This is a genomic window from Cohnella sp. SGD-V74, from assembly GCF_003001675.1.
Lineage (GTDB): Bacteria > Bacillota > Bacilli > Paenibacillales > Paenibacillaceae > Cohnella.
Window position 1 is genome coordinate 203993 of record NZ_PVYW01000006.1, and the last position, 16903, is coordinate 220895.

Genomic DNA, 16903 nt, shown 5'->3' on the forward strand with positions numbered 1-16903 from the left:
TCAATCACCCTTTTCTCAGATGTTGCAATTCGGACACGATATGGATCGGGCGGTCGTTCAGAAGGCCCCCGACCAGATTGTTCGCGGCCGTCATCGCCATGTCGTGGCGGGTTTTCGCCGTCGCCGAGCCGATGTGCGGCAGCGTGACGACGTTCGGCAGCGCCAGCAGCGGATGGCCCGCCTTCACCGGCTCCGTCTCGTAGACGTCCAGCCCCGCCGCGAAGATGCGCCCGCTCCGCAGCGCCTCGACCAACGCCCCCTCCTCCACCAGCTGTCCTCTGGATGCGTTGACGAACACCGCCGTCGGCTTCATCCGCGCGAAATGCTCGGCGCGAATCATCCGGGCGGTCTCCGGCGTGTACGGCGCGATCACGACGACGAAGTCGGCCTGCTCCAGCAGTTCGTCGAGCGTCCGATATTGTGCGCCGTACACATGCTCGGCAGCCGGCTTGCGCGAACGGCCGCTGTACAGCACGTTCATGCCGAAGCCGAGCGACGCCCTGCGCGCCACCGCTTCACCGATTCTGCCCATGCCGACGATTCCGAGCGTCGCATGGTGCACGTCGATCCCATAATGGGCTTCTCCTCCGCAGCCGGGCTCTCCCCATCTTCCTTGCTTGACCTGGGCGTCCAGCTCGGGAACGCGCCTCGCCGCGGCCAGCATCAAGGCGAATACGAGATCGGCGACCGTATCGTCAAGAACGTAAGGCGTATGCGTTCCGATCACTCCGCATTCCTTCATGGCGGCAACGTCGAAGTTGTCGTAGCCGACCGACTGGTTGCTCACGACTCTCAGCTTCTTCGCCGCGTTCAGCAGCTCGGAGTCGATTCGCACGTCGTTCGTCAGCAGCCCTTCGACGTCCGCAATTTCTATCAGAAGCTGCTCTCGACTGAGCGGCATCTCCTTCGGCTCGATCAGCTCGCAGCGCTCCCGTATCGTTCGCTTCGCTTCTTCCGGCAGCGGCTTCAGGACGAGCGCCTTCGGCATGGCCATAACGTCCCCTCCTCTATCGCATAAGACATCGATCGCCCTGTCGCGGACGATTGTTCGATGCTATCATACCTCTCCGGACGGTACATTAACTTTAGCGAATCGGGTGCACTATTTTTAGGCGAACGCGCTCTGCCCCCTTTGTATGGCTTCCGGCAATCATGGTATGCTATTTTTAGATATGCCGCCCTTCGGAGGACTCGAGATGATTAATCGCAACATTCGCAACAAGCTGTTTTTCGTATTTCTGGGCATTTCGATCGTTCCCATTTTTATCGTGACGCTCATTTCCTATAACGCTTACACGAGTCTTGTCGCCAAGCAGGTATCCCTCGTCTCGACCGGCACGATCGACAACGCTGTCGAGCGGATCGACCATATTTTCCAGAACATCGACCATATTACGCTGTCATTCCAGCAGTTCACCACCCGCCCGGGGGCGGTGACGGTGTCGCAGGAGCTGAACAAGCTGATCAACAATCCGAATGCCGATCAGTACGACTTTTTCCTGGCGCGCACCAACATGCTGTTTTTTTTCAACAACCTCATGCTCGGCAATCCGTATTTGAACGGCATCTACATTTTCCTCCCGGACGGACAGTCGATCAGCTACGGCATCAGCACCGATCTCAAGGTCGACTACAGCCCGCTGGGCGACGCTTGGTACGAACGGACGCTGGTGAAAAACGGAGGCCTGTACATCAGCGATGCCGATACGAAGGAATTCATCATAAACGCCAAACCGTCCATTACGTTCTCCCGCGCGCTGTACGATCCCGATACCCGGCAGCTGCTCGGCGTGCTGATGCTCGACTGCGGGCTCGATATTTTCAAAGGCATCGACAAAGATATCGTCCCCGACATTACGAACATGTTTCTCGTTAACGGCAACGGGAAGATTCTGTACGAAAACTCCGCAGCTCCGCGAATCGGCGAGCGTCTGCCCGAGCCGCTGAACGGCTGGATCGCCGCCCATCCGGGCGAAGCCGCCGAAGAGACGACAGACGGGACGCTGGCCGTCGTGAGGCCGTTTCCCGACAACGATTGGAAGATCGTCGGCTCGATTCGTCTGTCGGAGCTGTACAAGCAATACGGCGTGTCCGAGCGGCTGCTGATCTATATCGCGGTCACGTGCGCGGTGATTTTCGTACTTCTGTCCATTCTGCTCTCGAGCCTGATTACGAAGCCGATTATCGACCTCAGCAAGACGATGCGGAAAAACAAATTTCTCAGCCTCGTTACGGTGAAGAAGAATCTGGAGCGGACAGACGAGATCGGCGTGCTGTACACGGAGTACAACAAAATGATTCAGGACATCGACAGATATATCAAGGAGAGTTATCAGAACAGGCTTATTACGCTGGATTCGCAGATGAAAGCGCTGGAGGCGCAGATCAACTCTCACTTTCTGTACAACACGTTGGAGTCGATCAACAGCATCGCCGAGATCGAGGAAGTCGAGAGCATCGCCGTCATGACGAAGGCGCTCGGAGACATGTTCCGCTACAGCATCAAGACGGAGAGCGAGCTGGTCCCGATCGAGGACGAGCTTGCGCACGTCAGCAACTACATGACGATTCAGAAAATCCGCTACGAGGACAAAATCGACTTCCGCCTCGAGATCGAGGCAGATTTGCCGTCCTATAAGGTGCTGAAGCTCATCGTGCAGCCGATCGTCGAGAACGCGCTGTACCATGGTCTGGAGAGCACCAGGAAAAAGGGAACCGTCGCCGTAAAAGTATTCCGCGCGGAGGAGCGCATCGTCTTGGAAATCGCGGACGACGGCGTCGGCATGTCGCCGGAGCAGCTTCAGGAGCTGCGGGCGCTGCTGAGCGAGCCGCCCGCTTTCAGCGAGCTCGGCCACCGCGACAAGCGGAGCATCGGGCTTAAAAACGTGCATTCGAGAATTTCCCTCTACTACGGCCCCGAGTACGGCTTATCGCTGGAGAGCGAGCTGGACAAAGGGACGAGGGTCGTTCTCAACGTGCCTATCCTGGATTAGAGGTGTCGCGTTATGTATAAATATATCGTCGTGGACGACGAAGTCTTGATCCGGCGCGGAATGCTGAAGAAGATTCGCGCCGCCGACTTCGGCGATCGACTCGAGTTCGCCGGGGAGGCGAACAACGGCGAGGACGCTCTGGCTCTGCTCGAGAGCGCCGACCCGGACATTATCATCACCGATATGAGAATGCCGGAGATGGACGGCAAGCTGCTGCTTCAGACGCTTCAGACGAACTATCCGAGCAAGAAAATCATCGTCGTCAGCGGCTACTCCGACTACGAATACATGAAGGAAGCCATCTCCGCCAAGGTGGTCGGCTACTTGCTCAAACCGTTCAGCCGGGACGAGATTCGCGAAACGCTGACCAAGGCCATCGACTTGCTCGATGCGGAGCGCTCGGCGCTGCAGCAGCTGGAGCATCAGGAGAACGAGAAGCAGGAGATCAGCTACGACGCGGACCTTCAGTCGCTCGGCCATCTTATTGTGGGATTGCACCGGAAAGAGAAGGTTCCGGCGTTCCGCTCTGTAAGGCTGCAGGAGGCTGCTTCGGCGAAGCGCTACGTCCTGCTGGCGGCGTACTCCTCGGGAGAGCTTGAGCCATATGAAGGTGAGGCCGGAGCCCCTTATCTGTACGTCCCGCATGTTCAGCAGGATCATATGGCCTTTTATTTGTTCTATGCGTCGGCGCCGGAGAGCGCCGCGAAGGATCTCGCCGAGGCTGCGGCGGCAATGGCCGGGATGATTGGCGAGCAGGCCCCCGGGAATCCGAGGTTCGGAATCAGCGGGGAAAAAAGCTCGCTAAGCGAGCTGTTCGAGGCGTACGAGGAGACGGTCGAAGCGTTGAACGGCATTCGCATCGGCTCCACGGGGGCGGTCGTATCGGTGTTTCGCGGCGGCGCCGGGAAGCCGGTTTCCCTGACGGAGCCGTGGGAACGGGCGGACGAGCTGCTGTTCTTCATCGAGTCGGGCAACAAGGCGAAGACCTCCGAATGGATCGGCAAGCTGTTCGCGCATTATTCTTCAGTGCCGGAGCTGACGCTGGGGGAGGTAAAAAGCGAATGCCGGCTGCTCGTGCAAGAGGTCCGCGACGTGCTGCACCGCAATTTTCACATTGATGGGGGCCATTCCCCCTCGTCCAGCTTCGAGACCGCCTTGGCCGGCTTCTTCGATGCGGACGCCATTCGCGACTATTTGCTCAACGTGCTGCCCAGTGTCGCAGACATGATGAGCGGACAAAACCTGTACTCGTCCGAACAGATCGTCGACAATATCAAAGCTTACATCCACAACAATTTCAACAAAGTGCTGACGCTGGACAAAATCTCGTCGCTGTTTTTCCTGAACCCCAGCTATTGCAGCTTCCTGTTCAAGGAGAAAACCGGCATCAACTTCATCGACTACGTCAACCAGGTACGCATCGGCAAAGCCAAGGAGCTGCTCGGAAGCACCGACGACAAAGTGTACAAAATCGCGAAGTCGCTCGGCTACGACAACACGAAATATTTTTTCCGCGTATTCAAGAAGCTGACCGGGCTGACTCCGGAGGAATATCGCTCGAACGCGGCTCATGCTGCGGAATCCTCCCAATAGATCAAGGGGCCGTCTCCAAGTCTTGTCGACTTAGGGACGGCCCCTTGCTGATCTGACGATTACCCTTTAACCGAACCGACGGTCAGTCCGCCGATGAAGTACTTTTGCAGAAACGCAAACATGACGAGCAGCGGCAGCGCGCAGAGGAAACACGCCGCGAACAGGACGTTCCACGCCGTCGGATTCGTCTGGTCGCCCATGAAGCCGAGCATGGCCAGCGGCAGCGGAGATTCGGCGGCTCTGGAAATAAAGATCATGTTGAAGAAGTAGTCGTTCCAGATCCACACGCCCTGCGTGATGACGACCGACACCGTGACCGGCAGCAGCAGCGGGAACACGATCTGCCAGAAGCGGCGCATCAGGCCCGCTCCGTCGATGAGCGCCGACTCCTCTACCTCGATCGGAATGCTGCTCTTGATAAACCCGGTATAGAGGAAAGAGGAAAACGGAATGCTGCACGTAATGAACATCAGAATCGGCGTATATTGCGAGCTCGGAATGTGCAGTCCCTGAATCGTCTGAACGATCGGGATAATGACCATCTGGCTCGGCACGACAAGCCCGCACAGGAAGAACAGATAGAGCGCCTTGCTCAGCCGATTGTTGATCCGCGCGATCGGATAAGCGGCCATCGACGTGAACAGCACGACGACGACGACCGAGATGACCGTCAGCATTAAGCTGTTGCCGAGCGCCTGCATGAAGTGCATCTTATCGAAAGCGACCCGATAGCTCTCCAGCGAAAATTCGCTGAACAGCTGCAGCGGATTGGTCATGTTCGATACCGAACGGAACGAGCTCGACAGCGCGATCAGAAGCGGCAGGATGTTCAGCAGCAGGACAAACGAAATGCCGATATGCGTAAGCGTCTTTTTGGCGATGCCGCCGTTCATGCCGACACCTCCCTTTTGTTCAGCCTAAGCACGAAGAAGATCGTAATGGCGATAATGACGATGAACGATACGACGGCGAGCGCGGAAGCTTTGCCGTACTGCATCTCGCGGAAAGCCATGCGGAAAATTTCGAACAGCAGGGTGCTCGTCGCCCGCCCCGGTCCGCCGTTGGTCATGATGAAGGAGTAATCGAACGCCTTCAGGCCGTTGATCAAGCTGAGCGTCACGTTAATCGTCATGGAGGTAGCCAGCAGCGGCAGGCGAATAAACCGCGTCACTTGCCAGGAGCTGGCGCCGTCTATGCGGCCCGCTTCCTCCAAGTCGACGGGAACCGTCTGCAACCCCGCCAGGAAAATAACCGTGCTCGTCCCGATATGCTTCCAGACGTCGACCGCGGTGATCGCGTACAACGCGGAGCTGTAGTTCCCGAGAAGATTAAGGCTCGCGCCGTCGACGCCGAACCAGCTTAATACGGTAGCGATAAGGCCGCTGTCAGGCATATAGACGTAGCTCCAAATGAACCCGACGACGATCGCGCTGAACAAGGTCGGCACGTAAGCGGCTGTACGATAAAGGCCCGTGGCTCTTATTTTCATATTCAGGAGAAAAGCCAAACCCAATGCGATCAAGTTGCTGAACACGACGAATACGAGCGTGTAGATCAGCGTGTTGGACAAGGAAGTGCCGGCTACGCCGTCCTTGAAAATCTGCGAGAAGTTATCGAAGCCGATATAATTGAAATTTTGAATGAAGCCGTTATAGTCGGAAAAGCTGTACTGGAACAGCCGAAGGATCGGATAGATCCAGAATACGAGATACATCGTCAATGCGGGCACGACGAACCAGTACATCGTTTTTTTCAATACCGCTGAATTCATGCTGGGAGTTCCTTTCCGAATGGAATGGGAAGGGGACCTTCACGGTCCCCTTCATTCGATTCTTGGCGACGGACCGGATTATTTCTTCCAGAGTTCGTCGAACTTCGCTTGCATAGCGCTGGCTACGTCTTCCGTCGTCGTCTTGCGGCCGCCGATGATTTCGCCGAACTTCACCTGCAGCGTGTCGGCTACGCCGTTCGGCCACATTTGGTTGGCGAAGTAGATGGAATTGCCGCCCGATTGGTACAGCTCGTACGAATACTTGTACAAGTCGTTGTTCAGCGGAACTCCGTTAAACGCGCTGATCGAAGGATTCAGCTTCACCCATTCCGCGAACAAGTCGGAGCTGCTGTCGAACCAGTAGTTGAGCACTTGCTTGACTTCTTCCAGATGCGCAGATTTCGCGTTGACCGCCCATCCGGCCGCCGTCGATACCGCTTGCCATACCGGCTGCCCCGGCTCGTTGCCCGGCAGCGGGAAAAATCCGCGTTCGAACGTAGCCGCGCCTTGAGCCGTCAGCGTCGGGAAGTCCCATGTGCCGTCGAACACCATCGCCGCTTTGCCGTCGATGAACATTTGCGTCGCTTGCGGTCCGCCCAGTCCGAGCGTGTTTTTGGCGATGTAGCCTTTTTCGTACAATTCCTTATACATCGAGAGAGCCTTCACCCAAGTCTCGTCGGTGAATTTCTTCTCGCCGGATTGCAGCTTGAGGTCGAAATCCTTGTCGGCCGAGTACACCGTGTTCGCCGCGAGCTGATAAGCGCCGAATTGAATCCACCACGGATCCTTATCGCCCATGACGATCGGCGTAACGCCGGCGTCCAGCAGCTTCTGGCACGCTTCAAGGAACGCCTGCCAATCCTGAGGCACTTCCGTAATGCCGACCTCCGCGAACAAATCCTTGTTGTAGTAAGTGCCGAGCATGTCGATGCCCTTCGTGATGCCGTATACTTTGCCGTCGTTCGACATGTCGCTGCGGGCGCCTTCGCTGATGTTGCTCATGAACGGCAGGTCCGTCAGGTCGGCCAGATAACCGGCTTTCGACAGGTCGATGATGCTCGCCGCGGAACCCATTCTCGGCCATACGCGGAAGATGTCGGGCGCTTCGCCCGCTGCCAGCTTCGTCTTGATCGAAGTGTTGTACTGGTCGTCCGGAAGCTTCTGAACTTCGAGCTTGATGTTCGGGAACTTCTCGTTCACCATCTTAGGCAGCACGTCCAACTCGAAGTCTTGGCCGTCCGCCGCTTTGTTGCCGGATACGATCATCGTCAGCGTGACGTTCTTGCTTCCTCCGCTGCTCTCCTCGCCTTTGTCGGAGCTGCCGCAGCCGCTCAATAGAGCTGTCGTTGCCGCCAGCGCGGTTACGCCGGCCAGAATCGTCTTCATCTTTTTCTTTCCTTGGAACACGGTTATCAGTCCCCCTGATCTTGATCTGTTTTTCGGGCTACGTTCATGTTACCTTCTCTTCCGGTGTATTTACTTTAGTACTTAAAGTGCACAATTTTTAGATGAAGGAGCGGTCCCATAAGCCAGAACAACAAAAATGATCGATAAAAAGAATGGGGATATATCTCCTGTAGAGCGAAGCGCCTGCCTCATACGGTCATGAAATTACCCTGTTACGGGTTAATCCATTCCTGATTTCATGACCTTGCTTCGGGGTCCCCGGAAAGTAATCGGAATAAGCTGCGAAGCTTCTCGTCACTTTCTGGGGTACATTGTAGCGGAAGGAGATATATCCCCATGGTAATACATGGATCATTCTATATTGTTGTTCTCGATTGACTTAATGGACAGCCTCTTCGTATGTTATATTTTGGTCAGTATCGGGAAAAAGTAGGGTTGCGCATGAACCACCTTCAATTGGACGAGCTGCTTCGGGGCCTGGATGCCGTCGAACGCATTCAGCTCCGTACGCGCGAGAACGTCAACGACTTCGACGGCGGAGAGCTTGCGGACGAGCCCGACGGAATTCCCCGCATGCAGGGCAAGTATTTTTTCGGGAGCGATTCGGTATCCCTGCGCAAGCACCACCGGTTCGCCGCCATGCCTGTCCATAAGCACGATTTCATCGAATTGAACTATATGTATTCCGGCTCATGCGAGCAGCGGATCGACGGCCGGCAGGTGACGCTTCGCCAAGGCGACGCCTGCTTGATGGACCGCAACGTGCCTCACGGCATCGCGCCGCTGGGAGAGAACGATATTCTTGTGAACCTGCTGCTGCGCAAGGAGACGCTCGCTTCCGCTTTCCCGGACCGGGCGCCCGAAGGCGGAGCGGTCGCGAGCTTTATCGCGCATGCTCTATCGGAGCGGCAGCGGCACGGAAGATACATCGTCTTCCGGCCCGGGGAACGCGTCAAGCTGCACGGGTTGATGTGCGACATGATGTGCGAATTTTTCGATCCGGACGGACATTCCGCCGATCTGCTGCGCCACTACGTGCCGATTTTGCTCATCGAGCTGATGCGCATCTACGACCTTGATCTGAATTACGAGCCGGAACCGCCCCTCCCCCAAGGGGTTATCCGCGACGTGCTGCTCTATATGGAAGAAAATCCGGGAAGCTGCACGCTGACCGAATTGGCCGAGCGCTTCCACTTCAGTCCGAAATACTTGGGAAGCCTGCTGAAGAGCCGAACGGGCCTCACCTATACGGAGTGGGTGCAGCGGCAGCGGCTGAACCGGGCGGCCCGGCTGCTCATGGAAACCGACGCAAGCGTCGATGAGGTCGCCAGGCAGTGCGGGTACGAGAGCCTCGGATTTTTCTATCGGAAGTTCAAGGCCCGCTTCGGCCGGACGCCCCACGATTTCCGCAGCGCTCCGCGCACGCTGCCTTACAATCCGTAATGGCGGATCAGGTACGTCGGCGTGCAGCTCCAGGCATGGCAGTAGCTGTTGATCAGGGGGCTGCCGTACGGGGAGAAGTCCGGGTTGCCCGGATCGTACAGCTCCCAGAACGTATCGGCGCCGTTCTTCAGCATGCCTCCCCAGTATTGCTTCATCAGATGTACGGCCTCATCCTTCAGCCCGACGACGAGAAGCGCCTCCACGAGGTGATGGTACATGTACGGCGTCGTCGGCGCGATGTCCGGCTTCGCGCTCAGCAAGCGCTGCATCAGCGCCCTGTTCTCGTCCGGCGGCAGAACTTCGGCCAGCGCCATCCAGATTTGAGCAGCCCAGGATACCTGCCGTCCCTCTCCGCTGACGAAGAAGCCCTGCTCCGAATCCCAGAGGGATTCCATTGCCGCTCGTTCGGCATCGGCGAGCCGACGTTCGAATTGTTCGGCGCTTGCGCAATCGACCGCCTCGGCCAAACGAATGGCCCGACGCAACGCGTAAATCAGAACGGCATGAGACGGAGCTTGCTTGTTTAACGACTCGTGCCAGTCGATGAACGACCACCACGTCGGTTCGTCTCGCACGACGCCTCGATCGTCCAGCCGCTCCAACGCCAGCTCGACTTGACGGCGTGCGGTCGACCATAGCTCCTGCAACGTATCCCTGTCCCCGGTCGCTTCATAATAATCGTGCAAAGTTACCGTGAAAAACAACGAGTAATCGAACAAATACGTATCGTCGGCGATCAACTTCGGCGCGATGAACAGATTGGCGGACACCCGCCCGCGATCGTCGGGAACTCCGGCGAACAGGTACAGGCAGCGCTTGACGAGCGCGTCGGTGCGGAACGTCGCGTAGTTTGCCAGCGCCTGCAGGCGCAAGTCGCCCAGCCATAGCCGGCGGTCCCGCTTCGGTCCGTCCTCGAAGACGTCCTGCATGCAGTCTTCCAGCGTCTTGACGCTGACGCGGTCGATGTCCCGCAGCAGCGGATCGGCATGAGCGAACGGGATAATGCTCGTCCGATCCGCCGAAGTGACGGTCGCGCATTTCAGGTTGAAGAAGCTGACGCGATACTTGGGGGAAGTGTCCAGCACTTCGATTTTCAAGTATCGGAAGCTGTAACGGCGCGGCAATGACACCTTGCCCGGGAGCACGTCTACGAAGATCGTTTCCTCCTGCAGCCACGAGCTGCTGATCCATCCGTCGTAGCTGGAGAACGGCACCGCCATCTCGACCGGCATTTCTCCGAACGTCAGCCTCAGCTTCAGCGGCGCGTCCGGCGGACTGCCGGCCGGCTTGATCTCGAACGATACGTATCCGACGCGATGATCGCCGAAATCCGCGATCGCCGACTGTCCCTTCCCAAGCTCCCGACTCCCGAGAGAGCCGATCTCCGCATCGCGTACCGCCCGCCACCCGTGCATCGCCGTTTCATCGGCTTCGACCTTCACGAGCTGCGTCGGCTCGACCTCCTCGCCAAACCATTCCGGCTTGAGCCCGTCGGCAATCCGGATGAAGCGTTCGTTGCGTACGATCGTCGTCTGAGCAGCTTGAAATTTGGCTTGATCCGACATGACATCGACCTCCATCTGTAACGTTTTCCTCCACCCTACCTCTTTTCGTCCACCGGTAACATGCCCGATCGCCTTGTTTTTTTATCCGATGACCGGATTTGGCCAATAAAAAAGAACGACAACTTTGTCGCTCGGTTGGAAAATTATAGTATAATTGGACATACAACAGTATAGGCTTGCAAGGGCGGTCGGCTAATCTCCCGGAAGGGAGGTGATGCCCATGACAGTATTCGAGGGACTTATACTTATGATAACGTTCGGTTCGCTGATCGTTGCGATACTGTCCTTTAAACGGAAATAGACCGCCCCCCGCAAAGGAATCGGTCTATTTCTGCCGTACTTCCTATAAGCCTACCGCCCTTAAAAGCGGCTGTTGTGGGGAGTCGTGTTAGCCGCACGGCTCCTTTAACATGAATCTCATTCTGAGTATATTATAGCATAGCATACTCAGAAACGTCATACTTTTCCAACAAGTTGTCATTTCCCAAAGCCGGAGCCGCTTCCCATTCCTCTTCGAACCATCCCCTACCCAATAGCCGCAGCGTTCATCGCCCATACCTGCCAGCTTTTCAAGAGAATCTCCCCGTCGGAACGAACCTGGATGCCGTCGCTGTCGGCCAACGACGGATACACCCGAGCGGACAGGCATGTCTCCTCGTTCGCGAACACTTCGACGGTCGAACGGTCGACGAAGATTCGCAGTTCAAGAGACTCCCGGGCGCCGGAGGGCAGCTTTCCTTCTACCGAGGTTTTGTGCGTGTTCGGGAACAGACTCGATTGCGAACGGTCGATGACGATCCGATTGCCGGCGAAGTCCACGATAATGTCCGTCCGTTCCCGACCGCACGGGGACTGAAGCACGGACACCTTAACAGCGCCGTCCTCTCCGCTTGGTCCTTCGATCTCCAGCGCGCACTCGAACGTATTCGAACGCATTCCCGCATCGACTGCTCCCGCTCCCAGGCGAACGTTAGAGCGCTCCCGATGCTCACCCCTCAGCTGACGAAGCTCGGGCAGCGGCGACATCCGGATCGAACCGTCCGCATTCAAAGACACGAGGCGCGGCAAAGCGAGTGCGCCCGCCCATTCCACGGGCTCCGGAAAATCCTCTCCCCTTCCCTCCGGCATCCAGCCGAGCAATACGCGCCGTCCCTGCTCGTCAACGAACCCCGTCGAAGCGTAATAGCCTTCGAAGCCCGCGTAATCGGCGGTTCCGCGGAAGTCCGCTGCCAACTCTCCTTCGGCATTGATCGTCCCGGAGATGTAACGCACCTGGGCGCTCGGGGAATAGAACAACACCGCTTTCTCTCCGAACCGGAACAGATGCGGGCATTCCCAAATTGATTCCTCTCCCCGGTGAAAAATGCCCTCATAGCTCCAATTCTCCAAATCGTCGGAACGATACAGGAACGCGCAGCCCTTGCCCTCGTGTATGCCGCCGAGAACCATTTTCCACTCGTCCCCGTCTCTCCATACGTAAGGGTCCCGCCACTCTGTGATTTCGACGCCCCCATGCAGCTCCGAAGTCAACACGGGGTTGACGGAAGGTTTGTGCCAGGCCTGCAAATCCTTGCTTTTCGCCATCCACTGCTGCGCTCCCGTCGTCGCATTCCGCTCGTCCTGCCCGATGCTCGTATAGAACAACTTCACCTCGTCGCCGTCGATGACGGCGCATCCCGAATAGCAGTGCCATTCCCCGAGCTCCCGCGAAGGAGCAACCGCGACCGGCTTGCGGGTCCAATTGACCAGATCCGTACTTGTCGCATGGCCCCAATGGATGTCTCCCCACTCGGGCTTCGACGGATTATGCTGATAAAACAGATGGTACTCGCCGTTCAGTTGGAACGGGCCGTTCGGGTCGTTCATCCAATTGCGCGGAGGCGTAAAGTGGAATATCGGCCTATATCGATCCATATTGATCGCTCCTTATGTTTTCTTCCCGGAATTGCTGGGGAGAAACCCGCTTACCTATGCTATACAGTATTTCTCGTCCGCATATCCAACTTCCTTCGTAAGGATCGTTTTTTCCGCAACCGAGCCCAGGGGCCGACTATCGTCCCCTGGGCTCGTATTCGTTCACATTAACATTTTCCTTGCATGCACGCTCTCTCTTCAGCTCCCTGAACGGCCCAGCAGCATCCCGGCCCTCTCCAGGTTTACCTTGTACACATAATCCAGTTGCCTCTGCATGAGCGCGTCGGGAACCAGCGGGAGAACCGCATTGCGCAGCGCCACGGGCAGGCGGCCTTCCAACTGAGCCATGCGCCCGATTCGCCCGGACATCCGGGTAATCGTCCCCGTCCGGCTGACCCGGTCTTTCTCGTATCCTTCTAATGCGCTCGCGAAATTGGGCCAACGGCTGACATGCTCCGCGAGGAATAGCGCATCCTCGATAGCCTGCCCCGCTCCTTGCGCCATGTTGGGCGTCATCGCATGAGCCGCATCGCCGATCAGAACGACGCGGCCGCGGCCAAACCGCTTGATCGGAGGCAAATATTCGATATCATGGTGCAAGATTGCGTCCTGACTGGACAACTCCAGCAGATCGGAGATCGGAGAATGGTACCCGGCGAACCGTTTCGCCAAATCCGCTATTGTTACCCGCTTCATGGCGGGATCGTTATAAGGAGCGTTCACGCACGCGAACCAGTAGATGCGATTGTCCGACAAAGGAACGATACCGAATCTTCCATTGCTTCCCCACGTCTCCGTGAACAACTCGCGGTCGTAACGCAGCGAGGAACCCGCCTGGACTACGGTGCGCCAGCACGTGTAACCGGAATACCGCGGCTTCGCCTCCGGGAACAGCTTCCCCCGGACCACGGAGCGAATGCCGTCCGCCCCTACAAGCAGATCCGCTTCTTCCGTCGAGCCGTCCTCGAACTTCACCGTTACGCCATCCTCGCCCTGCTCGAAATCGACGCACGTTTTCCCCGTATGAATCGCTTCCCCCGCCCCCAGCGCATCCACGAGAAACCCGAGCAGATCCGCCCTCAGCACGGTAACTTGCTCCGGATCCGCATTCTTGCTCCGATCGGGCGCTCCCATACGGCTAAGAACTTTCCCCTCCTGCGAGAGGATTTGCACCTGTCTCACCGGCATTCCCGCGCGTTGAAGCGCATCTCCCAAGCCCAGCAGCTCCAGCGCTTTCACCGCGTTCGGACCGAGACCTAGCCCCGCTCCGTTTAATCTCACTTCACTCTTGCTCTCGTAAAGATCGGCCTGTATCCCCGCCTTGCGCATCGCGATGGCTGCGGTCAGCCCCCCGATTCCCGCTCCGATAATGATCGCCTTCATGTCCGCTCCTCCTCCGCTTCCCGGAATTCGCCGCGCCCCGTCTCCGTCAAGCTGCCTTCCATCAAGATGGAGAACACTTGCTTGAACATCTCGGAGAACGTAAAGTTCGTTCCCGCGATGAACCCGGGATGCTCCAAGTATTGAAGCGCCTGAAGCAACAAATTCGCCATCAGCATCGGTGAGACGTCCTTGCGAATATAACCGCTGCTTGCCCCTTGTTCGAACAGCCGAATCAGGTTCCCCGTAATGATTCTCTTCCGCCGCCGCTCCAGAACCTCGTAAGCTTCCGGGGCGGAACGCTGCAGATCCTCTACGGACGATACCCGGACGTTCTCGAAGCGACGGCGAACGGCCATCGCGAATGCCTGAATCTTGTCGCCCGTATTCATGGCCGAGTCGCTTGCGATCGCGGCGATCTCCTCCTCGAAATCGGAATAGAACGTCTCGATCACGGCATAGAGCAGCTCTTCCTTGCTCTGGTAGTATTTATAGAAAGTCGACTTGCTCATCTTCAGTTCCGAGGCGAATTGCGCGATGGAGACGTTCGAATAGCCGCTTACGGCGAATTTGTCGCTGGCGTATTGCAGAATGCGTCTTCTGACTTTGCCGTTGGGATGGCCTTTGTTCTGATCTTCGTTGCTCTCGTTCACGATGAACCTCCGTCACGTATATAGTACCAAAAGTAACAAATAAGTACTGTTGGTACTATGGTATTGTCAGAACCTATTTTTGTCAATCTCCAAGCAGGCGTTAAGGCGCAAAGTGACGGCAGACCAAAAAAAGCGCAATGGCGGCGCAGTGCCCCCCTGCGCCGCCAAATTTCAAATTATATGCGATTCCTTACAAACTGCGCACCCACACGGTCATCTCTCCCCGACCGCGGTTCGCCCAGGCGTAATAAGGGATGAAGCGAAGGACGGCGGGTTCGACCCGACACGAGGCGTCAGGCTCGTACAGCCGATCGCCCCCCGACTCCCTCTTCATGCGAACTCCCTCCGCCGTCACGACTTCGAGTCCGCCCAGCAGGTCAGGTTCGAAGCCGGCCTGCAGCTTCCCGTCTTTGAGCAGCGCGATCTCGTGCAAGTGCGGGCCGTTGTCGGCCTCCTCCAGACAATAGACGAACGGTCCCCGCTGGATGGCCGTCTTGCCCGCGACCTGGCGAATCATCGGATGGCCGAGCATCCGCCGCGTCGGCATGCTAAGGACAAGGTCGACCGTGTCGCCTTCCGTCCAGAGTCTCTCGATTTTGACGTACCCGTCGCTGCCAAGGCCCCCGACCGTCGTCCACGCTTCGCCGTTCACCCGAACGGCGTATCCGTCGCACCAATCCGGGACGCGAAGGGCCAGTTCGAAAACGGACGGCTTATCCGCCGACACGCGAAGACGGACGTCCCCCGACCCTGGATGCCGGGTTTCCTGTTCTATCTTTACCGAGCCTCCCGCCGACTCCCATTCGATCCGGCTTCCGATATAGAGATGCGTATACAGCGTGTTCCCCTGTGCCGAATAGATGTATTTCCCCAGCGAGCCAAGCAATCTCGCGATATTCGGAGGGCAGCATGCGCAGCCGAACCAGCCTTGCCGCTCAGGCTTGACGTGATTGTAAATCGCGTTTTTGCCGTGCGCTTCCGGATATACCTCAAGCGGATTCACATAGAAGAAGTGCCGTCCGTCCTTGGACATGCCGCTCAGCACTGTGTTGTACAGCGCCCGTTCCATGACGTCCGCGTACTCGCTCTTCGGCTCCAGCTGCAGCATTCTATGCGCAAAAAAAATGAGGCCGATCGAGGCGCAAGTTTCCGCATATGCGGTGTCGTTCGGCAAGTCGTAATCGAAGGTGAACGATTCCCCGTGCTCCATCGAACCGATGCCGCCGGTAATATACATCCGCTTGTCCACGATATTGCGCCACAGCCTGCGGCTGGCTTCGAGCATACCGCGGTCCCCGGTTTCCTTCGCGATATCCGCCATTCCCGCGCACATATAGACGACTCTGACGGCGTGCCCTTCCGCCGTGTACTGTTCGCGAACGGGCAGATGGGACTGGCTGTAAGATAAGCGGCGGGCGATATCGAGATTCGGATAATGAACTTTGCCGCCGCGCTGCGCCAGCTGGATTTCGTAGAAGTTCGGCTTCGCCCCGCGCTGATCCAGGAAAAATCGGCTCAAGTTCAAGTACTTCTCGTTGCCTGTCGCCCTGTACAGCTTCACCAGCGCAAGCTCGACTTCCTGATGGCCGTCGTAGCCCTTCAGCTTGCCCGGCTCCGGCCCGAATACGGTATCGATGTAATCCGCGTACTTGCACATGACGTCGAGCAGCTTGCGCTTGCCCGTTCCTTCGTAATAGGCTACCGCCGCTTCCATCAGATGACCCGCACAGTACAGCTCATGGCATTCCGCCAAATTCGTCCAGCGGCCCTCCGGCTCCTTCAAAGTGAAGTACGTATTCAGGTAGCCGTCGGAACGCTGCGCCTTCGCGATTGTATCGATCAGTTCGTCGGCAATCCGCTCGAGCTCGGGATCGGGACGCGAGCTTAACAAGTACCCGACCGCTTCCAGCCACTTGCCGACATCGCTGTCCTGGAACACCATGCCGTAAAATTCGCCTTGCTCTTCCCCGGCCGCGATCTTGAAATTGCGGACGGCGCTGCTCGGTTCCGCGTCCGGAATTCTATCGTTCAGCGCTTCCCACTGATACGGAACGACGACGTCCCGCACGAGATTTACGTATTCCATCCAGAAGCGATCTTGTATGGACACCCGACTTAAAGGCAGCATGTCCGCAGATTGAATCGTCACAGTCGGTTCCTCCCCGCTTGGTTGCACAATTTGAA

At 57.3% G+C, this 16903-nt stretch carries 13 protein-coding genes; 4 read left to right on the plus strand and 9 right to left on the minus strand.

From position 1 onward, the window contains the following. Positions 1-4: 4 nt before the first annotated feature. The gene (locus tag B0G52_RS11720; RefSeq protein ID WP_094044376.1) at positions 5-994 is read right to left on the minus strand and encodes a 2-hydroxyacid dehydrogenase; all 990 of its coding nucleotides are present in this window, start codon (positions 992-994) and stop codon (positions 5-7) included. A gap of 202 nt (positions 995-1196) precedes the next feature. Here B0G52_RS11720 and B0G52_RS11725 point away from each other — a divergent pair, with 202 nt between their 5' ends. Next, positions 1197-2993, plus strand: a complete 1797-nt coding sequence (locus tag B0G52_RS11725; protein WP_094044378.1) for a sensor histidine kinase — start codon at positions 1197-1199, stop codon at positions 2991-2993. Between the two features lie 12 nt (positions 2994-3005). Continuing rightward, on the plus strand, positions 3006-4586 hold the full coding sequence (locus B0G52_RS11730) for a response regulator transcription factor (RefSeq protein ID WP_094044380.1): 1581 nt from the start codon (positions 3006-3008) through the stop codon (positions 4584-4586). A 59-nt stretch (positions 4587-4645) separates the two neighbouring features. On the opposite strand, the gene B0G52_RS11735 is transcribed toward B0G52_RS11730, so the two are convergent. The 3 genes from B0G52_RS11735 to B0G52_RS11745 all read right to left on the minus strand — a co-directional run bounded on the left by B0G52_RS11735 (position 4646) and on the right by B0G52_RS11745 (position 7764). Further along, positions 4646-5479, minus strand: a complete 834-nt coding sequence (locus B0G52_RS11735; RefSeq protein WP_094044382.1) for a carbohydrate ABC transporter permease — start codon at positions 5477-5479, stop codon at positions 4646-4648. Then, positions 5476-6357, minus strand: a complete 882-nt coding sequence (locus tag B0G52_RS11740; RefSeq protein WP_094044384.1) for a carbohydrate ABC transporter permease — start codon at positions 6355-6357, stop codon at positions 5476-5478. Before B0G52_RS11740 ends, B0G52_RS11735 begins: the two co-directional genes overlap by 4 nt. A 78-nt stretch (positions 6358-6435) precedes the next feature. Then, positions 6436-7764 carry an ABC transporter substrate-binding protein gene (locus tag B0G52_RS11745; protein ID WP_233162604.1) on the minus strand — a complete coding sequence of 443 codons (1329 nt, stop codon included), beginning with the start codon at positions 7762-7764 and terminating at the stop codon, positions 6436-6438. A gap of 441 nt (positions 7765-8205) precedes the next feature. Between B0G52_RS11745 and B0G52_RS11750 the strand changes: the two genes are divergently transcribed. Then, positions 8206-9207, plus strand: a complete 1002-nt coding sequence (locus B0G52_RS11750) for an AraC family transcriptional regulator (protein ID WP_158223670.1) — start codon at positions 8206-8208, stop codon at positions 9205-9207. On the opposite strand, the gene B0G52_RS11755 is transcribed toward B0G52_RS11750, so the two are convergent. Then, positions 9195-10772 carry an alpha-L-rhamnosidase-related protein gene (locus B0G52_RS11755; protein WP_094044555.1) on the minus strand — a complete coding sequence of 526 codons (1578 nt, stop codon included), beginning with the start codon at positions 10770-10772 and terminating at the stop codon, positions 9195-9197. The genes B0G52_RS11750 and B0G52_RS11755 overlap by 13 nt on opposite strands. A 220-nt stretch (positions 10773-10992) precedes the next feature. Between B0G52_RS11755 and B0G52_RS36600 the strand changes: the two genes are divergently transcribed. Further along, positions 10993-11073, plus strand: a complete 81-nt coding sequence (locus B0G52_RS36600) for a putative holin-like toxin (RefSeq protein ID WP_369827048.1) — start codon at positions 10993-10995, stop codon at positions 11071-11073. Between the two features lie 224 nt (positions 11074-11297). Here the strand turns inward: B0G52_RS36600 and B0G52_RS11760 are convergent, their stop codons facing one another. From B0G52_RS11760 to B0G52_RS11775, 4 genes are all read right to left on the minus strand, one after another. Beyond that, positions 11298-12686 (minus strand): glycoside hydrolase family 32 protein, encoded by a 1389-nt coding sequence (locus tag B0G52_RS11760; protein WP_094044388.1) that lies wholly within the window; start codon positions 12684-12686, stop codon positions 11298-11300. Between the two features lie 198 nt (positions 12687-12884). Then, entirely contained in the window at positions 12885-14069 is a 1185-nt protein-coding gene (locus B0G52_RS11765) for an FAD-dependent monooxygenase (protein WP_094044390.1), read from the minus strand. Next, complete coding sequence (locus B0G52_RS11770) at positions 14066-14719, minus strand: TetR/AcrR family transcriptional regulator (protein WP_158223671.1); 654 nt, start codon at positions 14717-14719, stop codon at positions 14066-14068. Before B0G52_RS11770 ends, B0G52_RS11765 begins: the two co-directional genes overlap by 4 nt. 190 nt (positions 14720-14909) lie before the next feature. Further along, positions 14910-16847, minus strand: a complete 1938-nt coding sequence (locus B0G52_RS11775; protein WP_094044557.1) for a glycoside hydrolase family 127 protein — start codon at positions 16845-16847, stop codon at positions 14910-14912. Positions 16848-16903: the final 56 nt, after the last annotated feature.

Bases quoted from the DNA above. Each gene is read 5' to 3' on its own strand.
- B0G52_RS11735 (WP_094044382.1), bottom strand. From the start codon at position 5,479: ATGAACGGCGGCATCGCCAAAAAGACGCTTACGCATATCGGCATTTCG.
- B0G52_RS11765 (WP_094044390.1), bottom strand. From the start codon at position 14,069: ATGAAGGCGATCATTATCGGAGCGGGAATCGGGGGGCTGACCGCAGCC.
- B0G52_RS11730 (WP_094044380.1), top strand. From the start codon at position 3,006: ATGTATAAATATATCGTCGTGGACGACGAAGTCTTGATCCGGCGCGGA.
- B0G52_RS11720 (WP_094044376.1), bottom strand. From the start codon at position 994: ATGGCCATGCCGAAGGCGCTCGTCCTGAAGCCGCTGCCGGAAGAAGCG.
- B0G52_RS11760 (WP_094044388.1), bottom strand. From the start codon at position 12,686: ATGGATCGATATAGGCCGATATTCCACTTTACGCCTCCGCGCAATTGG.
- B0G52_RS11725 (WP_094044378.1), top strand. From the start codon at position 1,197: ATGATTAATCGCAACATTCGCAACAAGCTGTTTTTCGTATTTCTGGGC.
- B0G52_RS36600 (WP_369827048.1), top strand. From the start codon at position 10,993: ATGACAGTATTCGAGGGACTTATACTTATGATAACGTTCGGTTCGCTG.
- B0G52_RS11750 (WP_158223670.1), top strand. From the start codon at position 8,206: ATGAACCACCTTCAATTGGACGAGCTGCTTCGGGGCCTGGATGCCGTC.
- B0G52_RS11740 (WP_094044384.1), bottom strand. From the start codon at position 6,357: ATGAATTCAGCGGTATTGAAAAAAACGATGTACTGGTTCGTCGTGCCC.
- B0G52_RS11775 (WP_094044557.1), bottom strand. From the start codon at position 16,847: ATGCTGCCTTTAAGTCGGGTGTCCATACAAGATCGCTTCTGGATGGAA.
- B0G52_RS11755 (WP_094044555.1), bottom strand. From the start codon at position 10,772: ATGTCGGATCAAGCCAAATTTCAAGCTGCTCAGACGACGATCGTACGC.